This window comes from Inquilinus sp. Marseille-Q2685, assembly GCF_916619195.1.
Taxonomy (GTDB): Bacteria; Pseudomonadota; Alphaproteobacteria; order DSM-16000; family Inquilinaceae; genus Inquilinus.
Window position 1 is genome coordinate 150,474 of the sequence record NZ_CAKAKL010000002.1, and the last position, 24,280, is coordinate 174,753.

The following is a 24,280-nucleotide window of genomic DNA, read 5'->3' on the forward strand; positions in this document are numbered from 1 at the left end:
AGACCGCCCGATGGGTGGATCCGACCTCAAGACGGGAGCTTCCGAATGTCCAAGCGAATCAACTGGGCCGCCGCCTCGCCCGGTGCCATGAAGGCCCAGCTGGGCGTGCACGCCTATCTCGAAGGCTGCGGCCTGCCCACGACCCTGCAGGAGCTGGTGTTCCTGCGCGTGTCGCAGATCAACGGCTGCGTCTACTGCCTCGACATGCACGCCAAGGCGCTGCGCGCGGCCGGCGAGGGCCAGCAGCGGCTGGATTGCGTGGCCGGCTGGCGCGAGGCGCAGGGCCTGTTCAGCCCGCGCGAGCAGGCGGCGCTGGCCTGGGCCGAGGCGCTGACCCTGGTCGCCGACACCCGCCAGGTGCCGGACTCGGTCTACGAGGCGGCGAAGGCGCAGTTCAGCGACCGCGAGCTGGTCGACCTGACCCTGGCCGTATGCTCGATCAATGCCTGGAACCGGCTGAATGTCGGTTTCGCCGTCGTGCCGAAGCCGGATGCGGAGAGCGTGCGGGCGGCCGCCGCCTGACGTTTCGGGCGATCTGCGGGCTGTGGCGGGCGGCTTCGGCCGCCCGTCGCTTTTTCACCTCGTGACAACCGGCTTGCCTCGACGGATTTTGCACTGCAGCATCCCGGTCCGGGACGACAGATCCCGAACGAATCGGGGAGTGCCCTGAGGTGAGCGTTTCCGCCGCGATCCGGCGCATCACGATCCCGCAGCTCCGCGCCCGCAAGGGGCAGGAGCCGATCGTGGTGCTGACCGCCTACACCACGCCGGTGGCCCGGCTCTTGGACCCGCATGTCGACGCGCTGCTGGTCGGCGACAGCCTGGGCATGGTGGTGCACGGGCTGGACAGCACGGTCGGCGTCACGCTGGAGATGATGGCGCTGCACACCGCCGCCGTCCGCCGCGGCTCGGCCCGGGCCGCGATCATCGCCGACCTGCCCTTCGGCAGCTACCAGGCCTCGCCGCGCGATGCCTTCGCCGCCTCCGCCCGGCTGATGGCCGAAGGCGCCTCGGCCGTGAAGCTGGAGGGCGGCGAGGAGATGGCGGAGACGGTCGCCTTCCTGGTTGCCCGCGGCATCCCGGTGATGGGCCATGTCGGCCTGCTGCCGCAATCGGTCAACGTGCTGGGTGGCTACAACGCCCGCGGCCGCTCGGCGGAGGAGGCGGCGCGCATCCTCGCCGCGGCCAAGGCGCTGGCCGCCGCCGGCGCCTTCTCGCTGGTGATCGAGGGCACGGTCGAGCCGCTGGCCCGCCGGATCACCGAGGAGGTGGCGGTCCCGACCATCGGCATCGGCGCCTCGGTCGCCTGCGACGGCCAGGTGCTGGTGACCGACGACATGCTGGGCCTGACCGGCGCCGGCACGCCGCGCTTCGTCCGCCGCTATGCCGACCTGGAGGCGGCGATCACCGAGGCGGCGACGGGCTTCGCCGCCGATGTCCGCGCCCGGCGCTTCCCGGGCCCCGAGCATGTCTTCGCCGAGAAGAAGCCGTCATGACCGATCTCACCATCGCCCGAAGCGTGGCCGAGCTGCGCGCCGCCGTCGCCGGCTGGCGCCGCGCCGGCGACCGGATCGGCCTGGTGCCGACCATGGGCGCACTGCATGAGGGGCACCTGGCCCTGGCCGCGGCCCTGCGGAAGGCAGGGGCGGACCGGGTGCTGTTCAGCATCTTCGTCAACCCGACCCAGTTCGGGCCGAAGGAGGATTTCAGCCGCTATCCGCGGCGCGAGGCCGAGGACCTGGCCAGGCTGGGGTTGATCGGCGCCGACCTGGCCTATCTGCCGACGGTCGGCGAGATCTACCCGGAGGGCTTCGCCTTCTCGATCGTGCCCTCAGGCCCGATCGTCGCCGATCTCGAGGCGGCGGTGCGGCCCGGCCATTTCGCCGGGGTGGCGACGGTGGTGGCGAAGCTCCTGATCCAGGCGGCGCCGGACCTCGCCGCCTTCGGCGAGAAGGACTATCAGCAGCTGCTGCTGGTGCGCCGGCTGGTGCGCGACCTGGACCTGCCCTGCGAGATCCTGGGGGTGCCGACGGTGCGCGACCGCGACGGCCTCGCCCTGTCGTCGCGCAACGCCTATCTCGGCGAGGCGCAGCTGGCGGTGGCGCGGCGGCTGAACCGGATCCTGGCCGAGATCGCGGCCGACCCGTCGCTGCTGCCCGCGGGGCCGGACCGGCTGCGCGACGCCGGCTTCGACGCGGTCGATTATCTGGTGCTGCGCGACGCCGAGACCCTGGCCGAGCCGGCGCTCGGCCGGCCGCAACGGCTGATCGCCGCGGTCCGGCTCGGCGCCACGCGATTGCTCGACAACCTGCCGGTGCCTTAGGTCACGCTGGCGGATCGCATCAGGTATTGCCTCTCCCGCTTGCGAGACTTTTCCCGCTTCCCAACACCGTCATTGCGAGCGCAGCGAAGCAATCCAGGGGCCGCTCGTGCCGGCCCCTGGATTGCTTCGTCGGCTTCGCCTCCTCGCAATGACGACGAGGACCGGGCGTTGTGAAAAGGTCCCGCTTGCGGGAGAGGTCGGAGACGCGAAGAGGACCGGGCCGCCGCCTTACTGCGCGGCCGGCTGCTGCGTCTGCGACGGGTCCTGCTGGCCGGTCAGCGAGGAGGGCGGGGCCGACAGCGGCCGGCGCTGGATCGTCTCGGCCGGGACCGCCGGCGGCGCCGGTTCGCCCTGCATGATCGGCCGGTCGATCGGCACCGTGTTGTCGCTGCCGCAGGCGGCGAGGGTCAGGACGGACAGGCCGGCGGCGGCCAGGATCAGACGGGTCATAGCACTCCCTCGATCGTTCCATGGGGCGCGCACTCTAGCCATCCGGGACAGCGGAGGCGAGGGGCGCACTGCCGCGCCAAGTCCCCGGACGGGGCCGGGGAGCGGCGCCGCCGTCGAAGCTGCCGCGCGAATGCGGCAGAAATCGGCAAGAATGGTCCAAGCGTGGCGCCGTCGGCGCCGCTTTGCACCTTGCCTTCATGGGCTGAAACGAAAACGGCCGGCGAGGCGCCGGCCGTTCCCTCTCGCGGACGTCCGGCTCAGGCCGCCGAGTCCATCAGCTTCTTGGTGGTCTCGACCAGGCCCTTGACCGCGGCGACCGACTTGTCGAAGGCGGCCTTCTCGTCGGCGTCGAACTGGACCTCGACGATCCGCTCCACGCCCTCGGCGCCGATCACCACCGGCACGCCGATGTAGAAGCCGCTGACGCCGTACTGGCCGGTCAGATAGGCGGCGCAGGGCAGCACGCGCTTCTTGTCGCGCAGATAGCTCTCGGCCATGGCGATGGCGGAGGAGGCGGGAGCATAGAAGGCGCTGCCGGTCTTCAGGAGGCCGACGATCTCGGCGCCGCCGTCGCGGGTGCGCTGGATGATCTGGTCCAGCCGCTCCTGCGTGGTCCAGCCCATCTTCACCAGGTCCGGCAGCGGGATGCCGGCGACGGTGGAGTAGCGGGCCAGCGGCACCATGGTGTCGCCGTGGCCGCCCAGCACGAAGGCGGTGACGTCCTCGACCGAGACCTTGAACTCCTCGGCCAGGAAGTAGCGGAAGCGCGCGGAGTCGAGCACGCCGGCCATGCCGACCACCTTCTCCGGCTTCAGGCCGGAGACCTCGCGCAGCACGCCGACCATGGCGTCCAGCGGGTTGGTGATGCAGATGACGAAGGCGTTCGGGGCGTACTGCTTGATGCCGGCGCCGACCGCCTGCATGACCTTGGTGTTGACGCCGATCAGGTCGTCGCGGCTCATGCCCGGCTTGCGCGGCACGCCGGCGGTGACGATGACGACGTCGGCGCCCTCGATCGCGGAATAGTCGCTGCCGCCCTTCAGCACGGCGTCGAAGCCCTCGACCGGCGAGGCCTCGGCGATGTCGAGCGCCTTGCCCTGCGGCACGCCGTCGACCACGTCGAACAGGACGATGTCGCCGAGCTCCTTGAGGCCGGCGAGAAGGGCGAGGGTGCCGCCGATTTGCCCGGCGCCGACGAGGGCGATCTTGTTGCGCGCCATATCATGCCATCCTTGTGAGGGGCTGAAGTCGGGCCCCGTCCTAGCGCGATTTCGCGGGTGCGGCAAGAACGGGCCGGCCCGTCGCGGGTTGATCCGGGCGAAGCGGTTGTCATCGGCGGCAGGCGCCCCAGATCAGGTCCACAACAGAGGCAGGTTCCGCGATGCGCATTCTCCTTCCGGCCGTGCTCGCCGTCTTCGCGGCGGCCGGCGTCTCCCGCGCCCAGGACGCGCCGCCGGCGCAGCCCGAGGCGCCGCCGGCCGAGGCTCCGGCGACCCCTGCGCCCCCGGCCGCCGACCAGCGGCAGGCCTCGGAGACCCCGGCGGTCGTGATCGACGGCGACGCGGCCGGCACGCTGCTCGGCAAGTCGGTGCGCAGCACCTCGGGCGAGGATCTGGGGCGGGTCGTCGACGTCGTGGTCGACCGCGCCGGGATGACGCGGGCCGCCATCGTCGATTTCGGCGGCTTCCTCGGCGTCGGCTCGCGCCAGATCGCGGTCGACTGGCGGGTGCTGCACTTCCCCAAGGACGGCAGCATGGACGCCATCGTCACCGACCTGACGGAGGCGCAGCTGCGCGGCGCGCCGGCCTATAAGCGGGGCGAGCCCGTGGTCGTGGTCGGCCGGGCGGACACGGCGCCGGCCCCGGCCGCCCCGGACGCGCCGGGCTCTCCGTCCCAGACCCCCAGCCGGCCCCGACCCCTCCAGCTCCCCCGGCCTCCGCTCCCGCTCCCGCAGCCACGCCGGAGGCCAACGCACCGGCGCCCAAGCCCTAGCCGGGCCGATGGCGGAAAACGGCGGATTCGACAGGGCGGACGCCGCGGGGGCCGAGGCCCCGGCCGATGCGGGCGCGCCGCAGCCCTCCCGCGGCAGCCGGCGCGGGCTCGACTGGTTCGTGTTCTTCGTCGCCGACGTGCAGACCGGCTTCGGCGCCTTCGTCGCGGTGTTCCTGACGACGCGGCAATGGACCCAGGTCGATATCGGCCTGGTGCTCACCGTCAGCGGCCTGGTCGGCCTGGTCGGGCAGGTGCCGCTCGGGGCCTTCGTCGATTCGGTCCGGTCGGTGCGGGCGACGGCCGCCGCGGCGCTGGCGGCGATCGGCGTCAGCGCCTTCGCTTTCGCCGCCTGGCCGATCTTCCCGATCGTGCTGGCCTCGCGCGTGCTGCACGCGGCGGCCAGCTGCATCGTCAGCTTCGCCATCGTCTCGCTCAGCCTCGGCCTGGCCGGCAGCGCCGGGATGAGCGAGCGGCTGGGCCGCAACGCCGCCTTCGCCTCGGCCGGCACCGGCATCGCCGCCGCGGTGATGGGGCTGTGCGGCCAGTACCTGTCGAGCCAGGCGGTGTTCTTCCTGGCCGCGGCGCTGGTGGCGCCGGCCCTGTTCGCCCTGACCCGCATCCGGCCGGGGGAGATCCGCCTGGCCCCGGCCGCGCCGCGGCGGGAGGGCAAGGGGCTGAAGGCGTCGGCGGCCGGGCTCGCCGTGCTGGCGCGCAACCGCACGCTGGTGGTCTTCGCCGGCTGCATCGCCATGTTCCACCTGGCGAATGCGGCCATGCTGCCGCTCGCCGCCAGCATGGTCACCCTGCGGTCCAGCCAGGCGGCGACGCTGATGGTCGCGGCCGCGGTGATCGTGCCGCAGCTCACCGTCACCGTCCTGTCGCCCTGGATGGGCCGGGCGGCGCAGCGCTGGGGCCGGCGGCCGTTCCTGATCCTCGGCTTCCTGGCGCTGGCGATCCGCGCCTTCCTGTTCTCGCTGACCGGCGAGCCGCAGCTGCTGGTGCTGTTCCAGATCCTGGACGGGGTGTCGGCCGCGGTGCTCGGCGTCCTGGTGCCGCTGACCGTCGCCGATCTCGCCCGTGGCAGCGGCCATTTCAACCTGGCCCAGGGGCTGGTCGGCTGCGCCATGGGCATCGGCGCCGCGGTCAGCACCATCCTGGCCGGCTTCATGGCCGACAATTTCGGCAGCTACGCCGCCTTCACCACCCTGGCGGCGGTCGCCGGCGCCGGCCTGGTGCTGATCACGCTGACGATGCCGGAGACGCGGCCGGCGGCGGAGACCGCCTGACTCAGGTCTCCGGCGCGAAGCGGGCGCGCAGCTCCTCCGGGATCGGGAAGGATTGCCGCGTCTCCAGGTCGAACATCGCGCTCACCGTCTCCGCCGTCGCATGGCAGCGGTCGCCGACGAACAGCGCCTGGGCGTAGGTGAAGGACTTGCCGCCCAGCTTCACCATCCGCGTGCCGATGCGGACGTCGTTCGGCCAGGTCAGCTCGCGCAGGAAGTTCATGGTGATGCGCACCACCACGGCGCCGCGGGTCTTGCCCAGATGGATGCCGGCGTCGCGGAAGAAGTGCAGCCGCGCCGTCTCGAAATAGACGCCGTAGGCGTTGTTGTTCACATGGCCCAGCGCGTCGGTGTCGGAGTAGCGCACGCGCTCCTCCGCCCAATGCGGATAGGCGGCGGGGTCGGTCGGGTCGAAATCGGTCATCGCGCTCTCCGGTCGGGCTTGTCCGCGACATAGCCTTGAATCAGGCGTGGAGGAAAGCCGCGGGTTGTCGCGAGACAAGGTTCCGGTCGCCTGCCGGGGCGGGCGGGCCTACCGTTTCCGGACCAGGGACAGACGGAGAAGCGCCATGAGCGCCGAGCAGGAGAATTGGCTGATCACGGTGGCCGAGACCGCGGCCCTCTTCCCCGCGCCGCCGGCCGAGCAGTTCATGTACCGGCTGCAGCACGGCACCATGAAGCTCGGCCTCTACGCCCCGCGCGGCACCGATCCGCAGGGCCCACACAAGCGCGACGAGCTCTATGTCGTGTGGCGCGGCACCGGGGTCTTCTTCCGCGACGGCGAGCGGAAACCGTTCGGACCGGGTGACGTGATCTTCGTTCCGGCCCATATGGAGCATCGGTTCGAGGACTTCAGCGATGATTTTGCGACATGGGTGATCTTCTGGGGCCCGGAGGGCGGGGAGACGAGCTAGAGCCGGCGCCGGCGGCGCCGGTCTGGGGCGCCGATCTCGGCGCGCCGGCGACGCCGCGGCAGGACGCCGAGGCGCTGCGCCTGGCCGTGGAGATGGGCGCCGCCGCCGGCCGCCTGGCGCTCGACTGGGCGGCGCTGCAGCCGGAGGGGCGCGGCCGGCTCGATCCCGCGGCGCTGGCCGGGCTCGACCGCCGGATCGACGCGCTGGGCGAGGCCGGGCTCGCCCCCTGGCCGCTGCTCGCACCAGCCAGGCTGCCGCGCGACATCCGCATCCGCGGCGGCTGGACCGCGCGCGACACGGCCTGGCGCTTCGCCGAATTCGCCTGCCGCGTCGCCGACCGGATCGGCGACCGCATGGCGGCGCTCGTCGTCGATGCCGGCGCCCCCGGCTTTGCCCGCGACGAGACCGCTTGGCGCGACCGGCCGGTCGGCATGGCCGAGGACGCCGCCTTCCGCGCCGCGCTGCACCATCTGCTGCTCGGCCGCGGCCTGGCGCTGTCGGCGCTGCGGCAGGAGAGCGGGCGCTGGCGCCTGGGCGCCGCCTTGGCCGGGCCGCCGCCCGAGCCCTGGGACGACACGCTGGCCTCGTCCGACGCCGTGGTGATCGCCGAGGCGCTGGGCTGGGAGGCGTCGGTCGCGACCCTGCGCGACGGGCGCATTCCGGAGCTGGCGGCCGAGCGGCTGGGCCGGCTGGTGGAGGAGGGCGACGCGGCGCGCTGCCGCGGCCCGGTCGATCTGCTGCTGCTCGACCATGCCGGGGCGCTCTGGGCCCGGATGGAGGCTGGGGCTCCGGGCGGGGTGGAGCTGAGCGACCGGCCGCGCGGCCATGTGCCGGAACACGCCGGCCCCGACTCGCTGCGCCGGGCTCTCGATCGCCTGGCCGGGGCCTGGCCGAAGCGGCCGATCCATCTGACGCTGCGGGTCGCGGCCGAGGATCCGCCGCTGCGCGAAGGGCGGATCGAGGACGGCTTGAGGATCGAGCGGCTGGAGGCGAATCTGGAGGCGGCCGAGGCCGCCCGGCCCGCGGGCGTGCCGCTCGTGGCGCTGTTCCTCGGCCCGGTGCTGGACGACGGTGCCGCGCCGCCCGCCGGTCTCGTCGCCTGGGACAAGCGCGCCGACGCGCCGCTGCCGAAGGAGAGCTGGCGCCGGCTGCAGCGCCGGATCCGGGGGTAGGACGGATGATCATCGTCACCGCGGCCGACCGGCCGGAACTGGTGGAACAGCGCAATCTGCTGGTCGATGCGCTGTGGCCGCGCTTCATGCACGAGGATCCGGTTGCCGGCCGGCTCTGGCCGCGGCTCGATGCCGATTTCGCCGCCTTCCAGCACTTCCTTCTGGCCGAGGACGGCGCCCTGATCGGCGCCGGCAACGCCATTCCGTTCCGCTGGTCGCTGCGCGACGAGGACCTGCCGGAGGCCGGTTGGGACGCGGTGCTCGAACAGGGCGTCGCCGACCGCGATGCCGGCCGCGTGCCGACCGCTCTGTCGGCGCTGTCGATCACCCTGGCGCCGGAGCGGCGGGGCCAGGGCCTGGCCGAGCGGCTGATCGGGGCGATGAGGTCAGCGGCCGCGGCGCACGACCTCGCCGCGCTGGTGGCGCCGGTGCGGCCGACATTGAAGGCCCGCTATCCGCTGACGCCGATCAAACGTTACGCCGCCTGGCAAAGGGCGGACGGCGCGCCCTTCGATCCCTGGGTCCGCACCCATTGGCGGCTCGGTGCCCGGGCGGTGAAGCCGGCGCCGCGGTCGATGACCATCACCGGCACGGTCGCCGACTGGGAGGGCTGGACCGGCATGGCGTTCCCGGACAGCGGCGACTACATCGTGCCGGGCGCCCTGGCGCCGGTCCGGATCGACCGCGAGGCCGATGCCGGCCGGTATGTCGAGCCCAACCTGTGGATGCGCCACCCGGCGTGACGGACAGGCCGGGCGGAACCGGACGGGCGTGGCGGCGTTGATTCGTCACGCCGCGGGGGGACGCCGCGACGCCATCGCGGCGCCAGCCCGCGGCCTGATGGAGTGTCAGGTCATGTCTTGGACCCGTCCGCGCCGGCTGCTTCTGGCCGGTGCCCTGGCCGCAGCCGCGGCCGGTCTCGGCGGTTGCTATGCCTATCCGGTGGGCTATGCCGGCTACAGCACCTACGGCTACGACGACTACGCCTACGCCCCGCCACGGGCTTACGGGTATACACGGTACTACGGCTATCCCGCGTACTACAACTACAGCTACAGCTATCCGCAGTACTACCGTTACCCGAGGGCCTACGGCTATCCCCGCTACTATGGCTATCCGCGCTACGGTTACGCCTATCCGCGCTACGGCTATCGCTATGGCTACTGGGACGACGACCGGGGCAACCGGCGGTAGCCGCGGATCGGCCTGATCAGGCGATCCAGCCCAGCGCCACGGCGCCCAGCAGCAGCACGCCGAAGATGATCCGGTAGATCGCGAAGGCTGTGAAGCGGTGCGTCTGGATGTAGCCCAGAAGCCACTTCACGGCGACGAAGGCGGTGACGGTCGAGACCAGGAAGGCGACACCCAGCGCGCCCCAGTCCTCATGCGCGCCGCCCTCCCTGATCTGGCCGTACAGCTCGTAGGCGCTGGCCGCGTACATGGTCGGGATGCCGACCAGGAAGGCGAATTCGGTCGCCGCGGCCCGGTTGCTGGCGCCGGCCAGCATGGCGGCGAAGATGGTGGCGGCCGAACGCGAGGTGCCGGGGAAGATGCCGGCCACGAACTGGGCCAGGCCGACCACGATGGCGACCAGCCAGGTGATCTTGTGGCTGTCGGGCAGCTTCGCCGCCTGCTGCTCGGCCCAGATCATCCAGAAGCCCCCGACCACCAGCGCGATCGCGATCGGCAGCAGGTTCTCGGGCAGGGTGAAGCCCATCTTCTTGGCGGCGAAGCCCAGCACCCCGGTGATCACGAAGGCGAGCAGCAGCCGGATGCCGTAGTGCCGGTTCTCCGGCCGGCGCCAGCCCAGCACCAGGTCGAAGATCCGGCGCCAGTAGATGATGGTCACGGCCAGGATGGCGCCGGCCTGGATGACGATGTTGAAGGTGTCCGAGCGTTCGCCCAGCCAGTGCTCGGCGATGATCAGGTGGCCGGTCGAGGAGATCGGCAGGAACTCGGTGATGCCTTCGATCACCCCGAGGATGATCGCGCTCAGATAGTCCAAGTCAGTGCTCCGGGGTGAATCGAGGCCGCCTCGCTTGTGAACGAAGCGGGCGGATTTGGAAAGTCCCGCCGGGACGGCGGGACCGATCCTGAACGGCCGCCGGCCCCGGAGGTTCCGGCCGCCGGGTCAGCCCCCGGCCGCGACGGCGGCCCGCCGCGCCGTGACGGCCTCAAGGTCGGGATCCCGGCCGGCGCGATAATCGGCGAAGGTGAAGGGCACCGGCACGGTCGGCGACAAATCGCCGCCGGCCACGCCGTACAGGTAGTTCAGCCAGAAGCAGCGCCCGATCTGCGCCGGCCCGCAGCCCCGGCCCCAGTCGTGGAAGGCGGTGGAGTAGCGGATGGCGATGCCCGAATTCGGCAGGGTCAACCGCCCGCCCTCGGCCCAGAAGGCGGCGAAGTCGCCTGCGGGCCGGCCGACGACCTCGACCCGGTCGCCGCCGAAATGCTTCAGCCGGGCCAGGATGGAGATCGCGGCGGAGAAAGTGTCGGGGCCGGTCAGCACGTGGATCCGCGCATCCGGCCCCAGAACCTGGGGCAGCCGGCGGCTGAAGGCGGCGGCCAGCATGTAGTCGCCGCCGGGATTGGCGCGCAGATCGACGATCACGGTCTTCGGCCGGCGCTCCGCCGCCTCCGCCAGCACCCGGTCCAGGAACGCCTCCAGCCCGTCGCCGGGCATGTCGCGAATCTGCCGCAGCTCGATGAACAGCGTGTCCGGCGCCGGATAGGCATGCCAATGGGCGCGGTCGCCATGCTGCAGGTACAGCGGCAGCGCGGCCGCCCCCGACAGCACGTGAAGCCATGGGCCGTCATCCGCCGGCAGCGCGGTCGGCAGCAGGTCGGACGCCGGCCGCCGCACCTCGCCCTCCGGCCGGATCGCCGGCCGCGGATCGGCCTCGATCCGCCGCTCGACGCGCCGGCCGTCCGGCAGGTCGAACGCCAGGACGGCGGCGTCCGGCGCGGGCAGCAGCCCGATGGCGTGCAGCGCGGCGGGCGAGGACAGGAGGTTGACCGACAGCGGCCGGGCCCGGCTGTCGTTGCCGCCGGCATAGGGACGCAGCGCGTCGGCCAGGTCCTCGGGCGTCCGGCCGCCCAGAGCGGTCACGCGCGCGCCCAGAAGCTCGGCCAGCGCCGCCCGGGCGGCGACCACATGGAGGCCGTCGTCGAACCAGACCAGCCGCAGCGGCAGTGAATTCAGCGACCGGCCCATGGCGATGCCGCGGACATAGGTGTGGCCGTTGCCGGCCAGCGCCACGGCGCGGGTGATCGCCATCTCGAAGCGGGCCCGGTCCATCCCCGCGGGCCCCGCCGCCGACACCTCCGCCAGCAGGCCTTCGATCCGCAGGTCGAACCGGTCGCGGGCGTCGGCCGAGAAGCTGCGGTCGACCTCCGGCAGCCGGCGCAGCAGCTCCAGATCCTGGCGGTCCGCCTCGGCCTGGCTCTGTGGCGGCGCGGCCTCCAGCACCGGGACGGGCGGATAGTTGGGCCGCACCGCGGCCACATAGGCCACGGCCGGCACGGCCAGCAGGACGGCGGCGATCCCGGCCAAAAGTTTCCATCGCTTCTTCATGGGCGTCCCCCGACGCAGCACCGCCCGGCCCGGGCGCGGGCAGCGCCGTGCAACCGCTGTGCCAGGACGCCCCGGGGCCGCGGCCCTGCGATCCGTCTGCAGGATCCCGGCGGTCACGGCGAAAAATTCGCCGAAGGGCGCGGATTCTCCTATTCCGCCGGCGAGCCCTCGCTGCGATGGATCAGCAGCTGGCGCTCCAGCTCCTTGGCGGTGCGGCTGGCCGGGGCGGTGAAGCGGGCCAGGGCCCGGTACAGCACCGGCACCAGGTACAGCGACAAGAGGGTCGAGACCATGACGCCGCCGAAGATGACGACGCCGATCGCCTGGCGCGATTCGGCGCCCGCCCCGGTCGCGATCGCCAGCGGCAGGGCGCCCAGCGCGGTGGCGATCGAGGTCATCAGGATCGGCCGCAGCCGGGTGGCGGCGGCCTCGCGCACCGCCTCCAGCACCCCCAGCCCCTCGTCGCGCAGCTGGTTGGCGAATTCGACGATCAGGATCGCGTTCTTCGCCGTCAGCCCGATCAGCATGACCATGCCGATCTGGGTGTAGATGTTCACGGTCATGCCGAGCAGCGCGACCGAGCCGAGCGCGCCGAAGATCGCCAGCGGCACGGTCAGCAGGATGGTGACCGGGTGGACGAAGCTTTCGAACTGCGCCGCCAGCACCAGGAAGACGATCAAAAGGGCGGTACCGAAGGTGATGTAGAGCGAGGCGCTGCTTTCCAGGAACTCGCGGGTGTCGCCGTCCCAGGACAGGCGGGCCTCGGTCGGCAGAACCTCGGCGACGGCGGCGCGAATCTCGGTGACCGCATCGCCCAGCGTGGCGCTGTCGGCCAGGCTGGCGGTGAAGGTGATGGCGCGGACCCGGTCGAAGCGGCCCAGGCTGGCCGGGCCGGCGACGTCCTGCAGCTTCACCAGGCTGGTCAGCGGCACCAGCGTGCCGCCGGACGCCCGGACGAAGATATTGGACAGGTCGCGCGGCGTCTGCCGGTCCTCGGCCCTCGCCTGCAGCACCACGTCGTATTCCTCGCCGTCATCCTCGTAGCGGGTGACGGCGACCGATCCGAACATGGTCTCCAGCGTCTCGCCGATGGCGCGGATCGAGATGCCGAGATCGGCGGCGCGATTGCGGTCGATGGCGACGCGCAGCTCCGGCTTGGTCTCGTCGTAATCGGCCTGCAGGTTGCGCAGCACGCGGGAGTTGCGCAGCCGGTCCTCCAGCCGGTCGCGCCACTCGGCCAGCTGCTCATAGGTGTTGCCGCCGATGACGAAGCGCACCGGGGCGCCGGAGCCGCGGGCGAGGCCGCTCGGGTTGATGGCGACGGCACGGATGCCGGGGATGTCGGCCAGCTTGGCCGACAGCTCGCGCACCACCTGCTGCTGCGACCGGCTGCGCTCGTCCCAGGGCTTCATCTGGCCGATGACGGTGACCCGGTTCACCCCGGTCGGGCCCCAGGACGGCGCCAGGATGGCGAGCAGGCGGGTGACGTCCTGCGCCTCGACATAGGGCGTCAGGGTGGCCTCGATCCGGGCCAACTGGGCGCCGGTGTACTCCATGCTCGAGCCTTCCGGCCCGGTGGCGCTGATCACCACCCGGCCGCGATCCTCGGTCGGCACGAATTCCTGCGGCAGGTTCTGCAGCAGCGCCACCGCGCCGACGCTGAGCGCGACGGCGATGGCGCAGACCAGCAAGGGCGCGCCGAGGGCGAAGCCGAGCGTCGCCTTGTAGCCGCGGTTCAGCAGCTCGAAGCCGTGCTCCGTCACCTTGTGCAGCCAGGTCTCCTCATTGGCCGGGCGCAGCAGCCGGCTGCACATCGCCGGCGTCAGGGTCAGGGCGATCAGCGCCGAGAACAGCACCGAGGAGGCGACGGTGATGCCGAATTCGCTGAACAGCCGCCCGACATTGCCCTGCAGGAAGGAGATCGGGACGAACACCGCGGTCAGCACCGCGGTGGTGGCGACCACGGCGAAGCCGATCTGGCGCGCGCCGAGATAGGCCGCGACCAGCGGCGGCTCGCCATGCTCGATCCGGCGGCTGATGTTCTCCAGCACGATGATCGCGTCGTCGACCACCAGGCCGATCGCCAGCACCATTGCCAGCAGGGTCAGCACGTTGATCGAATAGCCCAGCGCCGCCAGGACGATGAAGGAGGCGATGATCGAGACCGGCACGGCGACCGCCGGGATCAGCGTGGCGCGGATGCTGCGCAGGAACACGAAGACGATGCCGACCACCAGCGCCAGCGCGATGGCCAGCGCCAGGAACACCTCCTCGATCGACTTGTCGATGAAAACGCTGTCGTCGGAGGAGATCTCGATCCGCACATCCGGCGGCAGCGACTGGCGCAGCGTGTCCATCGCGTGGCGCACGCCCTCGGCCACGTCCAGCGTGTTGGCGGTCGACTGCTTGACCACGCCGATGCCGACCGCGGGCTTGCCGTCGGCCCGGAAGCCGCTGCGGTCGTCGCGGGCACCGACCTCGACCCTGGCCACGTCGCCGAGCCGCACCAGGGTGTCGCCCTCGCGGCGCAGCACGATGCGGGCGAACTCCTCCGGCGTCGACAGCCGGGTGTTGGTGCGCACCGTCAGCTCGCGGTCGTTCGATTCGACCCGGCCCGACGGCAGCTCGACATTCTGGGCCTCGAGCGCGTCGCTGACGTCCTGCGCCGTGACCAGCCGCGCCGCCATGGCGTTGCGGTCCAGCCAGACCCGCATCGACGGCTGGCGCTCGCCGCCGATCGTCACCTGGGCGACGCCGTCCACGGCCGAAAGCGGATCGACGACATAGCGCTTGGCCATGTCGCTCAGCTCGATCGCCGAACGGCCGTCGCTGGTCAGGGTGGCATAGATGATCGGGCTGGCGTCCGCGTCGACCTTGCGGATGATCGGGGTGTCGGCGTTGTCCGGCAGCCGGGCGATCACCCGGCCGACCGAATCGCGCACGTCGTTGGTGGCGCTCTCGACATCGCGCTCGATGTCGAATTCCAGCCGGACGCTGGACCGCCCCTCCTGGCTGGTCGACCGCATGGTGCGGATGCCGGCGACGCCGGCCACGCCCTCTTCGATGATCTGGGTGATCTGGCTCTCGATCACCTGGGCCGAGGCGCCTTCATAGGTGGTGGTGATCGACACCACCGGCGGGTCGATGTTGGGGTATTCGCGGACGGTCAGCCGCTGGAAGGCGAAGACGCCCAGCACCACCAGCAGCAGGCTGACGACGATCGCGAAGACCGGGCGCTTGATGGCGGTGTCGGACAGGACCATGTCAGGTCCCCGCCGATGCGGCGCCGGCCGGCTGCACCTGGACCGGCACGCCGTCGCGCAGCCGCTGCATGCCCTCGATCACCACCGACTCTCCGGCGGTCAGGCCGGACCGGATCTGCACCTGGCCGCGCAGCCGGGTGCCCAGCGTCACCTCGCGCCGCACCGCCTTCCCGTCGACGACCAGATAGACGAACTGGCGGGTGCCCTGCGGCACAAGCGCCTGTTCCGGCACCAGGAGGGCGGACGGGTCGGTCGACAGCTGCACCCGCACGGTCATGAACATGCCGGGGCGCAGCAGCCCGTCGCGGTTGTCGATCTCCGCCACCGTGGTGACCGACCGGGTGGCCGGGTCGACGCGGGTGTCGACCGAGGTGACGGTGGCGGTGAAGGCGCGGTCGGGATAGGCGTCGCTGTGGACCTCGAGAGTCAGGCCCGGGGCCAGGCGCGACAGCAGCATCTCGGGCAGGTTGAAGTCGACCTTGACCCGGCTGAGGGCGTCCAGCGTGACGATCGCGGTGCCGGGCGACACCAGGGCGCCCTGGCTGACCTTGCGGATGCCCAGCGTGCCGGCGAAGGGGGCGGTGATCACCCGCTCCGCCAGCCGGGCCTTCTGCGCCGCCACCGCCGCGGTCTTGACCTCGAGGTCGGCGCGCAGCGTGTCCACCTGGGCCTGCGGGACGTTGCGCGACTTCGACAGGGTCTCGGCCCGGTCGAGCGCCAGGCGGGCGTTGCGCAGCTCGGCCTCGGCCGAGGCGACGGTCGCCTCCAGCTCGGCGCTGTCCAGCCGGATGATCGGGGCGCCGGCGGCGACGGCCTGGCCGTCCTCGAACTCGATCCGGTCGACGATGCCGCTGGTCTTGGCGGTGATGGTGACCGCCTCGCGCGCCCGCGTGGTGCCGACGGCGTCCATCACCTCCGTCACCGTGCCGATATGGACGGGCGCGAGCGTCACCGGGGTTGCGATCGGACCGCCACGTGGCGCCACCGCGCCGTCGGCCTGCCACGGCGCATAGCGCCACACGCCCGCCGCGACGGCAGCGAGCAGGCCGATGGCCACAAGTTGTTTCCACGCACGCATGCGTCCGCAAGCCCCCTTCCGTCGCCGCGCCGGTCCAGCGGCGTACTCTACTATCAACGGCCGGTTTCTTCTTGGTTGATGCCGCCTGTGTCTTTCACGGCACAGGGGGGAGATTCCGTCGCAGCAATATCGCGGTCGGGAACAGCATACCGAATCCGGTGTTTATGGCAGCGATATGACGAATCCACGCTGCGTCCAGCAGCGGCACTGGAAGGGACCCGATGGACGGCCCGACGCGCCGGCCGCGGGGACAAGCGGAATGGGATTGCTCTACAGCGAAGCGGAGGATGCGGTCGACCTGCACGGCCGACGCATCCTGATCGTCGAGGACGAGCAGATCGTGGCGCTCGACCTGGAGCTGACCCTGCGGACCTGGGGCGGCACCGTGGTCGGCCCGGCGACGACGGTCTCGCGCGCCGTGGAGATGGCGCGCAGCCAGCCGATCGACGGCGCCATGGTCGACCTCAACCTCGCCGGCGCCGCGGCCTTCCCGGCCGTCGACATCCTGCTGCAGCGCGGCGTGCCGGTGATCCTGGCCACCAGCTATCCGCGGGAAAGCCTGCCCGCGCCCTACCGCAACCTGCCGATCCTGCCAAAGCCCTATGACCCGCGCCGCTTCTCCGGGCTGGTGCAGTCGATCTTCAGCGTCCGCCCAGGCGACGCCAGCATCCACTGACGGCCCGACGTCAGGCCGCCCAGGGCTGCGTCTCCGTCCGCACCGCCTGACCTGACGCCTTCGCCGCGGCGATCGACAGCGCCAGATACTGGTCCTGCGCCGCCTCGGCGAAGCCGTAGATCTCCTCCCCAGTCTCGACATAGCGGGCCATGCCGGCCAGGCAGGCGCCGACGGCGATCTCGTCGTCGTTCAGCCGGGTCCCGGCGAAGGGGTTGCGGTAGACCCAGTCGGTCCCGGCCAGGATGCCCACCAGGTGATGGCCCTGGATGTCGGCGTATTGCCCAGCATCCTGGCGCAGCAGGCGCAGCGTCACCGGGGTGCGGTGGTCCTGCAGGAAGCGCAGCTCGTCATCCTTGATCTCGCCGCGCTCGCCCCGTACCAGCACGCGCGGCGACCGGATCCAGTGATGGTACTGGTCGCTGGTGAAGTCGAACACCGCCGACCGGTCGCCGAAATCCAGCGTGGCGATGGTCTGCTCGGACTGGGCGATGCGGTGTTCGGCCGGCGGGCCGGCGCGGGTCGGGCCGGCGATGATCGGGCTGGTGAAGCCCTGGGCCCGGATGGTGGCGTTCTCGAAGCCCAGGCCGAGATGCTTCCGGATCAGGCTGGTGCCGTGATAGCCGTGCGCCACCGCGACATGGGCGTGGCTCGGCGTGCCGATCCGGCCGGCGGCGATCAGCGCGAGGCGGGCGGCGTGGGTCGGCTGCAGGAAGTACTGCTCCGCCACCTGGACGCGGGCGCCGCCGCGGACCAGCGCATTGAGCCGCAGCAGCCCGTCGAGGTCGGGCGCCGGCGGCGTCTCGGTCAGCACCGGCTGGCCGGCCGCCGCCAGCTCGGCGATCACGCCGGGCGCGGCCGGCTGCGAGACGGACACGACGGTGAAGCGCGGCCGGGTCAGGCGCAGCAGCGCCTCGGTCGTGCGGAAGGTCGGCAGCCCCCATTGCGCCTCGAAGGCGGCGCCGCGGGCCGGGTCGCGCACCACCACGCCGTCGACGCGGAAGCGCTCCGGCAGCGCCCGGGCGACGCGCAGGAAGAACTCGGTGCGCCAGCCGGGGCCGACGATGGCGAAGTTGCAGCGGGGCACGTGCGGATCCTCGGGACTCGGGGCCGGAGGAGGAATCTCACCCCGGAACGGCAAAGGGTGTAAACCGCATCCGACGGGTGGACGGAGGGAAGCGATGGCGAAGCGGCCGCGGGCGGATCTGGTGCTGGTCGAGCGCGGCCTGGCGGAAAGCCGGGCGCGGGCCCAGGCGCTGATCCTGGCCGGGCTGGTCTATGAGGGCACGAAGCGGGTCGAGAAGCCGGGCGACGGCATCGCCCAGCCCGAGGCGCTGTCGGTGCGCGGTCGCGACCATCCCTGGGTCAGCCGCGGTGGGCTGAAGCTGGTCAAGGGCCTCGACCATTTCGGCATCGACCCGGCCGGGCTGGTGGGGCTCGACGTCGGCGCCTCGACCGGCGGCTTCACCGACGTGCTGCTGAGCCGCGGTGCGGCGAAGGTCTACGCCGTCGATGTCGGGCACGGCCAGCTGGCCTGGTCGCTGCGCCAGGACCCGCGCGTGGTGGTGCTGGAGCGGACCAATGCCCGGCATCTCGACCGGGCGCTGATCCCGGATCGGGTCGGCATTGTCGTCTGCGACGCCAGCTTCATCGGGCTCGAGACGGTGTTGCCGGCGGCGCTGGCCCTGGCCGCGCCGGGCGCCTGGCTGGTGGCGCTGATCAAGCCGCAATTCGAGGTCGGGCCCGACCGGGTCGGCAAGGGCGGCGTGGTGCGCGACCCGGAGCTGCACCGCGAGGTCTGCGACCGCATTTCCGCCTGGCTCGCCGCCCGCCCGGGCTGGCAGGTGCTGGGCGTCGCCGAAAGCCCGATCACCGGCCCCGAAGGCAATGTCGAGTTCCTGATCGGCGGTCGGTTCGAGGGCTGAGCCGGTTTATCGCGCCGCGGCGCTGCGCCTCGGCTCTGCCGAGCGAGCGTCGGCCTGGGCCTCCGCGTGGCTGAGCAGGCTGTCGCGCATCTTGACGATCGCCTTCTGCAGCGCCGCGAACTCCTCAGCGTTCAGGCCCGTCGCGTCGACTAGGTCCCGCTGCCCGCCCTGCTCCCGCAGGCGACGCCCGGCCTCGGTCAGGCTGACGATTACCTGCCGCTCGTCGGCGGGGTCGCGCCGGCGGCGGAGATAACCGAGCTCCTCCAGCCGCTTGAGGATCGGGGTCAGCGTGTTGGATTCGAGGAACAGCTTCTCACCCAGGCTCTTCACGGTCTGGTTGTCGTCGTCCCACAGGGCGACGATGGTGATCCACTGGGTATAGGTGATGCCGAGCTCCTCCAGGATCGGCTTGTACGCTCGGCCGAAGGCGAGATTCGCCGAATAGACCGCGAAGCACAGGAAATCGGCCAGCTTCGGCAGCGTTCGGTCTCGGGATTGGGTCACAGGGGCCTCGCTTCATATGGTGTTATTCTTATATAGATCGCATCCGATTAAATCGGAAGAGGTTGACACCGGGAATCGCTCGGCCTAAATAAATTGCGTCCGATTGAAACGGACGCGATTTATATTCCGGGAGAATCGCCCAGTTCGCGAACTCCCGCAACCGGAGGAGCAGGACATGAGCAACACCGATGTGAACAGCAATCCCGAGCTGAAGCTCGAGGTCGTCACCATCCCGGTCTCGGATGTCGACCGCGCCAAGAGCTTCTACACCGGCCTGGGCTGGCGGCTGGATGCCGACATCTCCGGCGACAACTTCCGGGTTATCCAGGTCACCCCTCCGGGCTCACCGGCCTCGGTGATCTTCGGCCAGGGCAACACCGTGGCCCCCTACTTCATCGTCTCCGACATCGTGGCGACGCGCGCCGAGCTCGCCGCCCGCGGCGTCGATGTGAGCGAGGTGTACCATCACGACGAGGCCGGGCAGCGCCGCAGCGGGCCGGAGCCGACCCGGCGCAGTTATGCCTCCTGGGCCTCGTTCAGGGACCCGGACGGCAACGAATGGCTGATCCAGGAGGTCACCCACCGCCTGCCGGGACGGGTGGAGGCGGGCGACACCATCTTCAGCTCCGCGAAGGAACTTGCCGCCACGCTGCGGCGCGCGGCGGCCGCCCATGGCGAGCACGAGAAGCGGAACGGCGGCCAGCACGACGCGAACTGGCCGGACTGGTACGCCGAATACATCGTCCGCGAACAGGCCGGCCGGGAGCTGCCCCTGTAAGCGGTGTGAAGGACAGCGCTCTCCGAGCTGACACCGCTCGGGGTGGTGTCAGCTCGGGCTCCGGGATTTCCTACCGGCCCAGCAGCAGCGGCTGCATGGCCGCGACCGGGCCGTCCGCCGCGGCGGCGAGGGCGCCGAAGCGTTCCGCGACCGGGCCCAGGGGGCCCAGCCCGGCCTGCTCCAGCAGCGCCGCGCCGCCGAACGGGCTGCCCGAGATCAGCCGGCGCAGCGTATCCAGCGCCGAGCGCGGGCGCGGCAGGCGCACCACCGCCACCTTGGCGTCGGGGCTCAGGCCGATCGCCTGGCGGGCGATGACCATGGCGGCGTCGAGCCCGCCCAGCCGGTCGACCAGCCCGTTCTTGACCGCTTCGCTGCCCAGCCAGACCCGGCCCTGGGCGACGGCGTCGACCGCCTTCGGGTCCATGCCGCGGCCTTTGGCCACCAGCTGCAGGAAGGCGTCGTAGCCGGCATCGATGCCGGCTTCGAACCGGCCCTTCTCGGTGGCGTCGAGCGGCTCGTTCAGGGTCCAGATCCCGGCGTTGCGGCCACGCTGCACGGTGCCCCAGCTGACGCCGACCTTCTTCCACAGCGCCTGCAGCACCGGCTTGCCGGCGAAGATGCCGATCGACCCCGTCAGGGTCGAGGGTTCGGCCACGATCGCCTTGGCCTGGGCGGCGATCCAGTAGCCGCCGGAGGCCGCGGCCTCGCCCATCGACACCACGATCGGCTTGCCGGCGTCGCGCGCCCGTCCGACCGACCGGCCGATCAGGGCCGAGGCGACGACCGAGCCGCCGGGGCTGTCGATGCGCAGCACGATCGCCTTGATCTTCTCGTTCTCGACCGCGTCGTCGATGGTCTCGGCCAGCTCGCGGCCGACGATCTCGCGATCCAGCCGGCTGTCCGAGGCCTCGTCGACGATCGGGCCGGTGGCGTAGATCACCGCGATCCGCGGCTGGTCGCCCTTCGTCTCCGGCTCGGTCGCGGCCAGATAGTCGCCGGCCCCGACCTCGGCCAGCTTGCGGCCGGCCCGGGCGTCGACCAGCCCGTCGACCTCGTCCCAATAGGCCAGCCTGTCGACCAGCTTGGCATCGACCGCCTCCCTGGCGGTGTAGGGCCCGCCGTCGATCAGCCGCTTGACCTGGTCCGGCGGCATGGCGCGGCCCTGGGCGATGCCGGCGACCAGCTGGTCGTACAGCCCCTGGGCCATGGCCTCGTTCATCGCCCGGCTGGCCGGGGTGAAGTCGCGCTCGGTGAAGGTCTCGGGCGCCGATTTGTACTGGCCGCGCTTGCTCACCTCGGGCTGGATGCCGACGGTGTCCAGCAGGTCGCGCACGAACGGCACCTCGACCGAGATGCCGGTCAGGCCGACGCCGCCCTGCGGCATCATCAGGGTCTGGTCGAAGCCGGCGGCGAGATAGATCGCGACATTGCCGGGCCCGGCGCTGCCGAGGTCGTCGGCATGGGCCACCGTCAGCTTGCCGGCCCGTCGCGCCCGGTCGACGGCGTCGCGCAGCTCCTGCGCCGAGGCCAGCGGCACCGCGTCGGGCGCCAGCCGGGCGACGATGGCGCCGACCCGCGGGTCGGCGGCGGCACGGTCGATCGCGTCGATGGTCTGGTGCAGCGTCAGCGGGCTGCGGGTCAGGCTGAAGCCGCCCGGCACCTGGTCCGGCGCGCCGCGGCGCAGGTCGAGCACCAGGGCGAGGTCGCCCTTCGGCAGCGAGGGCGACCGCGTCGCCAGGTACCAGGCCGTCCCGCCGACCACGGCGAGCAGCAGCAGGAACAGCACGCCGAAGATGATGAGGATGGCGCGGATGAAACGGCCCATGATGCGTCCTGCCCGGGAATCAGCGGTTCATCGCGTGATAGTCGCGGTTCGGCATCATGTCGACGCCCGTGGCGACGCGGTTCGACATGTTGAAGAACCCGACCACGTCGCAGATGTCGAAGATGTCCTCGTCGGAGAAGCCGTGCCCGCGCAGCGCCGTGCGCTCGGGGTCGCCGACCCGGTGCGGCTCGGTGGTCAGCAGCCAGGCGAAGTCCAGCATGGCGCGGTGGCGCGGCGGCAGCCGGGCGACGCGGTAATTGAAGGCCAGCATCTCGCCGAGCTCCGGATCCTCCGCCAGGCGCCGCACCGCCTGGCCGTGGGCGACCAGGCAGTAGTAGCATCGGTTGGCCGAGGAGACGGTGACGGCGATCATCTCCCGCTCCAGCTTCGACAGGCCGCTGTCGCCCAGCATCAGCTCGTTGTAGGTGGCGATGAAGTTGCGCAGCTTCTTCGGCCGCAGGCTGTAGGCGCGGATCACGTTCGGCACCAGCCCCAGCTTCTCCATGCACTTGGCGTAATAGGCCTTGAGATCGTCGTCGAGCGCAGCCTCGTCCGGGATCGGGAAGGCCATGACGTGGTCGGGCTGCGGCACGGCAGGAATCCTCTCTGGTCGCCGGCGCAGCCTAGCAGGCGGCGAGGGCCGGGTCGAACCGGCTCTCGGCGATATCTATGACGATGGCTCCATATCGACCCTCATTGACGATGACCCATGTCCCTCACCGTCATGGCGAGCCCAGGAGGGGCGTGGCCATCCAGGATGGCGGGGATCTGTTCCGGCTGCGCGACTGGATGGCCACGCTTCGCTCGCCATGACGGGGAAGGGGACCGAGAGTCGGAGAGAGGTGCCTGGGCGGAGGAGCTAACCCCCGCGCTTGTAGATGCGGTGGTCCAACCGCTCGTCGTCCAGCCCGGCCGGCTCCTGGTGCAGGATCACCTCGGCGTCGGGAAAGGCGTCGGACAGCGCCGCCTCCAGCCGGTCGCAGACGGTGTGGGCCTGCCACAGGGTCAGGCTACCGTCCATCTCGACATGCAGCTCGATGAAGCGGGTGCCGCCGGCGCTGCGGGTGCGCATGTCGTGCAGGCCGGCCACCTCCGGATCGGCGCGGACGATGGCGGCGATCCTGTCCCGGTCCTCGCGCGGCAGCTCGCGGTCCATCAGGTGGTCGACGGCGCGGCGGGCGATGCGGGCGGCGCTGACCAGAAGCCACAGCGCCACGCCGATGGCGGCGGCGGGGTCGAGCCACTGCCAGCCCGGCCGCTGGCCGATCACCAGCACCGCCAGCACCACCACGCTGGTGGCGGTGTCGCCGACATAGTTCAGCCGGTCGGCGTCGATCGCGGTCGAATCGGTGCGGCGGGCGACGCTGCGCTGGAACAGCACCAGCAGGATCGTTGCCGCCAGGGAGATCGCCATCACGGCGATGCCGAGCGGCACCTCGGCCACCGGCTCGGGATTGATGAAGCGGCCGGCCGATTCGAAGATCAGCAGCAGGGCCGAGCCGCCGACGAAGGCGGCCTGGGCGATGGCGCCCAGCGGTTCGGCCTTGCCGTGGCCGAAGCGGTGCGACCGGTCCGGCGGCCGCAGCGCGTGGCGCACGCTGATCATCAGGATGCCGGAGGCGGCGACGTCGACCAGGCTGTCGAGCAGCGAGGACAGGATCGCGGCCGACCCGGTCACCAGCCAAGCGGCCAGCTTCAGGACGGCCAGGGTCGAGGCCACCGAGACGCTGACCGCCGTCGCCAGCCGCAGCAGCCGGTCGCGTCTGGCCTGTTCGCCGCCGTTCTGGACGGCGTCCGTCACGGATACAGCCGATGGTGGCGCCAGCCGTCCCGTCCCGGCTCGTACGCGATGCGGTCGTGCAGCCGGTACGGCCGCTCCTGCCAGAACTCGATCCGCCACGGCACCAGGCGGAAGCCGGACCAGTGCGGCGGCCGCGGCACCGGCCCGTCCGTCTCCTCCGGCCCGAAGCGGCGGGTCGCCTCGTCCACCGCCTGCTCCAGCGTCGCCCGGTCGGCCAGCGGCCGCGACTGGGCCGAGGCCCAGGCGCCGATCCGGCTGCCGCGCGGGCGGCTGGCGAAATAGGCGTCGGCCTCCGCCGGCTCGACCGGCGTCACCGGCCCCTCGATCCGGATCTGCCGGCGCAGGCTCTTCCAGTAGAAGCACAGCGCCGCCCGCGGGTTGCGGGCCAGCTCCTCGCCCTTGCGGCTCTCCAGATTGGTGTAGAAGACGAAGCCGCGCGCTTCCGTCGCGGCGTCGTCGATGCCCTTCAGCAGCACCGTCCGGACCGAGGGCACGCCGTCCGCCGTCGCGGTCGCCAGTGCCATGGCGTTGGGGTCGTTGATCTCATGCGCCGAGGCCAGGGCGAACCAGGTTTCGAACAGCGCGAACGGGTCCGCCGGCGGAACGAAATCAAGGTTGGCGGGTTCGGTTGCGGCACTGCCGGGATTCGGGGTGGTGGAGGGGGGCGTCGTCATGGCGCACGGCCTTCATTCGGTCGAATTCCGGCTACATTAGGGATCGACGCC

The 24,280-nt window shown here is 71.6% G+C and carries 24 protein-coding genes and 1 pseudogene; 12 read left to right on the plus strand and 13 right to left on the minus strand.

Features of this window, described 5'->3' with window-relative positions:
- Positions 1-45 precede the first annotated feature (45 nt).
- The 3 genes from LG391_RS09620 (at position 46) to panC (ending at position 2,323) form a co-directional block, all read left to right on the plus strand.
- Complete coding sequence (locus LG391_RS09620; RefSeq protein ID WP_225767794.1) at positions 46-522, plus strand: carboxymuconolactone decarboxylase family protein; 477 nt, start codon at positions 46-48, stop codon at positions 520-522.
- A 149-nt stretch (positions 523-671) separates the two neighbouring features.
- Positions 672-1,496 (plus strand): 3-methyl-2-oxobutanoate hydroxymethyltransferase, encoded by an 825-nt coding sequence (gene panB, locus LG391_RS09625; protein ID WP_225767795.1) that lies wholly within the window; start codon positions 672-674, stop codon positions 1,494-1,496.
- Positions 1,493-2,323 (plus strand): pantoate--beta-alanine ligase, encoded by an 831-nt coding sequence (gene panC, locus LG391_RS09630; protein ID WP_225767796.1) that lies wholly within the window; start codon positions 1,493-1,495, stop codon positions 2,321-2,323. The genes panB and panC overlap by 4 nt, the downstream gene beginning before the upstream one ends.
- Before the next feature lie 228 nt (positions 2,324-2,551).
- Here panC and LG391_RS09635 read toward each other — a convergent pair whose 3' ends face one another.
- Positions 2,552-2,773 (minus strand): hypothetical protein, encoded by a 222-nt coding sequence (locus LG391_RS09635; protein WP_225767797.1) that lies wholly within the window; start codon positions 2,771-2,773, stop codon positions 2,552-2,554.
- A gap of 257 nt (positions 2,774-3,030) precedes the next feature.
- Positions 3,031-3,993 carry a malate dehydrogenase gene (gene mdh, locus LG391_RS09640; protein ID WP_225767798.1) on the minus strand — a complete coding sequence of 321 codons (963 nt, stop codon included), beginning with the start codon at positions 3,991-3,993 and terminating at the stop codon, positions 3,031-3,033.
- A gap of 161 nt (positions 3,994-4,154) precedes the next feature.
- Between mdh and LG391_RS35020 the strand changes: the two are divergent.
- Positions 4,155-4,463 (plus strand): annotated as a pseudogene (locus tag LG391_RS35020) (PRC-barrel domain-containing protein); the annotation flags it as partial.
- Between the two features lie 310 nt (positions 4,464-4,773).
- Positions 4,774-6,051: an MFS transporter gene (locus LG391_RS09650; protein ID WP_225767799.1), complete on the plus strand. Its 1,278-nt coding sequence runs from the start codon at positions 4,774-4,776 to the stop codon at positions 6,049-6,051.
- Between the two features lies 1 nt (position 6,052).
- On the opposite strand, the gene LG391_RS09655 is transcribed toward LG391_RS09650, so the two are convergent.
- Positions 6,053-6,472: a thioesterase family protein gene (locus LG391_RS09655; protein WP_225767800.1), complete on the minus strand. Its 420-nt coding sequence runs from the start codon at positions 6,470-6,472 to the stop codon at positions 6,053-6,055.
- Between the two features lie 145 nt (positions 6,473-6,617).
- On the opposite strand from LG391_RS09655, the gene LG391_RS09660 reads away from it, so the two are divergent.
- The 4 genes from LG391_RS09660 to LG391_RS09675 all read left to right on the plus strand — a co-directional run bounded on the left by LG391_RS09660 (position 6,618) and on the right by LG391_RS09675 (position 9,328).
- Positions 6,618-6,962: a cupin domain-containing protein gene (locus tag LG391_RS09660; protein ID WP_225767801.1), complete on the plus strand. Its 345-nt coding sequence runs from the start codon at positions 6,618-6,620 to the stop codon at positions 6,960-6,962.
- Positions 6,920-8,134 (plus strand): family 1 glycosylhydrolase, encoded by a 1,215-nt coding sequence (locus tag LG391_RS09665; protein WP_225767802.1) that lies wholly within the window; start codon positions 6,920-6,922, stop codon positions 8,132-8,134. Before LG391_RS09660 ends, LG391_RS09665 begins: the two co-directional genes overlap by 43 nt.
- Before the next feature lie 5 nt (positions 8,135-8,139).
- Positions 8,140-8,877, plus strand: coding sequence for a hypothetical protein (locus LG391_RS09670; protein ID WP_225767803.1), 738 nt, complete (start codon positions 8,140-8,142; stop codon positions 8,875-8,877).
- A 112-nt stretch (positions 8,878-8,989) separates the two neighbouring features.
- Complete coding sequence (locus tag LG391_RS09675; RefSeq protein WP_225767804.1) at positions 8,990-9,328, plus strand: hypothetical protein; 339 nt, start codon at positions 8,990-8,992, stop codon at positions 9,326-9,328.
- 16 nt (positions 9,329-9,344) lie between these two features.
- Here LG391_RS09675 and LG391_RS09680 read toward each other — a convergent pair whose 3' ends face one another.
- The 4 genes from LG391_RS09680 to LG391_RS09695 form a co-directional block, all read right to left on the minus strand.
- Complete coding sequence (locus tag LG391_RS09680; protein ID WP_225767805.1) at positions 9,345-10,139, minus strand: undecaprenyl-diphosphate phosphatase; 795 nt, start codon at positions 10,137-10,139, stop codon at positions 9,345-9,347.
- 126 nt (positions 10,140-10,265) lie between these two features.
- A complete protein-coding gene (locus LG391_RS09685) occupies positions 10,266-11,708 on the minus strand; it encodes a hypothetical protein (RefSeq protein WP_225767806.1) in 1,443 nt (480 codons plus the stop codon).
- A 149-nt stretch (positions 11,709-11,857) separates the two neighbouring features.
- A complete protein-coding gene (locus LG391_RS09690) occupies positions 11,858-14,971 on the minus strand; it encodes an efflux RND transporter permease subunit (RefSeq protein WP_225767807.1) in 3,114 nt (1,037 codons plus the stop codon).
- A 1-nt stretch (position 14,972) separates the two neighbouring features.
- Entirely contained in the window at positions 14,973-16,028 is a 1,056-nt protein-coding gene (locus LG391_RS09695) for an efflux RND transporter periplasmic adaptor subunit (protein WP_225767808.1), read from the minus strand.
- Between the two features lie 280 nt (positions 16,029-16,308).
- Here LG391_RS09695 and LG391_RS09700 point away from each other — a divergent pair, with 280 nt between their 5' ends.
- Positions 16,309-16,725, plus strand: a complete 417-nt coding sequence (locus tag LG391_RS09700) for a response regulator (RefSeq protein WP_225767809.1) — start codon at positions 16,309-16,311, stop codon at positions 16,723-16,725.
- A gap of 10 nt (positions 16,726-16,735) precedes the next feature.
- Here the strand turns inward: LG391_RS09700 and LG391_RS09705 are convergent, their stop codons facing one another.
- Positions 16,736-17,809 (minus strand): Gfo/Idh/MocA family protein, encoded by a 1,074-nt coding sequence (locus LG391_RS09705; RefSeq protein WP_225767810.1) that lies wholly within the window; start codon positions 17,807-17,809, stop codon positions 16,736-16,738.
- A 94-nt stretch (positions 17,810-17,903) separates the two neighbouring features.
- Here LG391_RS09705 and LG391_RS09710 point away from each other — a divergent pair, with 94 nt between their 5' ends.
- Entirely contained in the window at positions 17,904-18,647 is a 744-nt protein-coding gene (locus tag LG391_RS09710; RefSeq protein ID WP_225767811.1) for a TlyA family RNA methyltransferase, read from the plus strand.
- Between the two features lie 6 nt (positions 18,648-18,653).
- On the opposite strand, the gene LG391_RS09715 is transcribed toward LG391_RS09710, so the two are convergent.
- A complete protein-coding gene (locus LG391_RS09715) occupies positions 18,654-19,151 on the minus strand; it encodes a MarR family winged helix-turn-helix transcriptional regulator (protein ID WP_225767812.1) in 498 nt (165 codons plus the stop codon).
- 175 nt (positions 19,152-19,326) lie between these two features.
- On the opposite strand from LG391_RS09715, the gene LG391_RS09720 reads away from it, so the two are divergent.
- The gene (locus tag LG391_RS09720) at positions 19,327-19,929 is read left to right on the plus strand and encodes a VOC family protein (protein ID WP_225767813.1); all 603 of its coding nucleotides are present in this window, start codon (positions 19,327-19,329) and stop codon (positions 19,927-19,929) included.
- Positions 19,930-19,999: 70 nt separating this feature from the next.
- On the opposite strand, the gene sppA is transcribed toward LG391_RS09720, so the two are convergent.
- The 4 genes from sppA to pdxH form a co-directional block, all read right to left on the minus strand.
- Complete coding sequence (gene sppA, locus LG391_RS09725; RefSeq protein ID WP_225767814.1) at positions 20,000-21,754, minus strand: signal peptide peptidase SppA; 1,755 nt, start codon at positions 21,752-21,754, stop codon at positions 20,000-20,002.
- Positions 21,755-21,773: 19 nt separating this feature from the next.
- Positions 21,774-22,346: a peroxidase-related enzyme gene (locus tag LG391_RS09730; protein WP_225767815.1), complete on the minus strand. Its 573-nt coding sequence runs from the start codon at positions 22,344-22,346 to the stop codon at positions 21,774-21,776.
- Between the two features lie 267 nt (positions 22,347-22,613).
- Complete coding sequence (locus LG391_RS09735) at positions 22,614-23,555, minus strand: cation diffusion facilitator family transporter (RefSeq protein ID WP_225767816.1); 942 nt, start codon at positions 23,553-23,555, stop codon at positions 22,614-22,616.
- Positions 23,552-24,229, minus strand: a complete 678-nt coding sequence (gene pdxH, locus LG391_RS09740; protein ID WP_225767817.1) for a pyridoxamine 5'-phosphate oxidase — start codon at positions 24,227-24,229, stop codon at positions 23,552-23,554. The genes LG391_RS09735 and pdxH overlap by 4 nt, the downstream gene beginning before the upstream one ends.
- Between the last annotated feature and the right edge of the window lie 51 nt (positions 24,230-24,280).

Excerpts from the sequence above, each read along its gene's own strand:
- mdh (WP_225767798.1), bottom strand. The coding sequence starts at position 3,993 with ATGGCGCGCAACAAGATCGCCCTCGTCGGCGCCGGGCAAATCGGCGGC.
- LG391_RS09670 (WP_225767803.1), top strand. The coding sequence starts at position 8,140 with ATGATCATCGTCACCGCGGCCGACCGGCCGGAACTGGTGGAACAGCGC.
- pdxH (WP_225767817.1), bottom strand. The coding sequence starts at position 24,229 with ATGACGACGCCCCCCTCCACCACCCCGAATCCCGGCAGTGCCGCAACC.
- LG391_RS09685 (WP_225767806.1), bottom strand. The coding sequence starts at position 11,708 with ATGAAGAAGCGATGGAAACTTTTGGCCGGGATCGCCGCCGTCCTGCTG.
- LG391_RS09655 (WP_225767800.1), bottom strand. The coding sequence starts at position 6,472 with ATGACCGATTTCGACCCGACCGACCCCGCCGCCTATCCGCATTGGGCG.
- LG391_RS09700 (WP_225767809.1), top strand. The coding sequence starts at position 16,309 with ATGGGATTGCTCTACAGCGAAGCGGAGGATGCGGTCGACCTGCACGGC.
- LG391_RS09635 (WP_225767797.1), bottom strand. The coding sequence starts at position 2,773 with ATGACCCGTCTGATCCTGGCCGCCGCCGGCCTGTCCGTCCTGACCCTC.
- LG391_RS09620 (WP_225767794.1), top strand. The coding sequence starts at position 46 with ATGTCCAAGCGAATCAACTGGGCCGCCGCCTCGCCCGGTGCCATGAAG.
- LG391_RS09665 (WP_225767802.1), top strand. The coding sequence starts at position 6,920 with ATGGGTGATCTTCTGGGGCCCGGAGGGCGGGGAGACGAGCTAGAGCCG.
- sppA (WP_225767814.1), bottom strand. The coding sequence starts at position 21,754 with ATGGGCCGTTTCATCCGCGCCATCCTCATCATCTTCGGCGTGCTGTTC.
- LG391_RS09660 (WP_225767801.1), top strand. The coding sequence starts at position 6,618 with ATGAGCGCCGAGCAGGAGAATTGGCTGATCACGGTGGCCGAGACCGCG.
- LG391_RS09710 (WP_225767811.1), top strand. The coding sequence starts at position 17,904 with ATGGCGAAGCGGCCGCGGGCGGATCTGGTGCTGGTCGAGCGCGGCCTG.
- panC (WP_225767796.1), top strand. The coding sequence starts at position 1,493 with ATGACCGATCTCACCATCGCCCGAAGCGTGGCCGAGCTGCGCGCCGCC.
- LG391_RS09650 (WP_225767799.1), top strand. The coding sequence starts at position 4,774 with ATGGCGGAAAACGGCGGATTCGACAGGGCGGACGCCGCGGGGGCCGAG.
- LG391_RS09675 (WP_225767804.1), top strand. The coding sequence starts at position 8,990 with ATGTCTTGGACCCGTCCGCGCCGGCTGCTTCTGGCCGGTGCCCTGGCC.
- LG391_RS09690 (WP_225767807.1), bottom strand. The coding sequence starts at position 14,971 with ATGGTCCTGTCCGACACCGCCATCAAGCGCCCGGTCTTCGCGATCGTC.
- LG391_RS09720 (WP_225767813.1), top strand. The coding sequence starts at position 19,327 with ATGAGCAACACCGATGTGAACAGCAATCCCGAGCTGAAGCTCGAGGTC.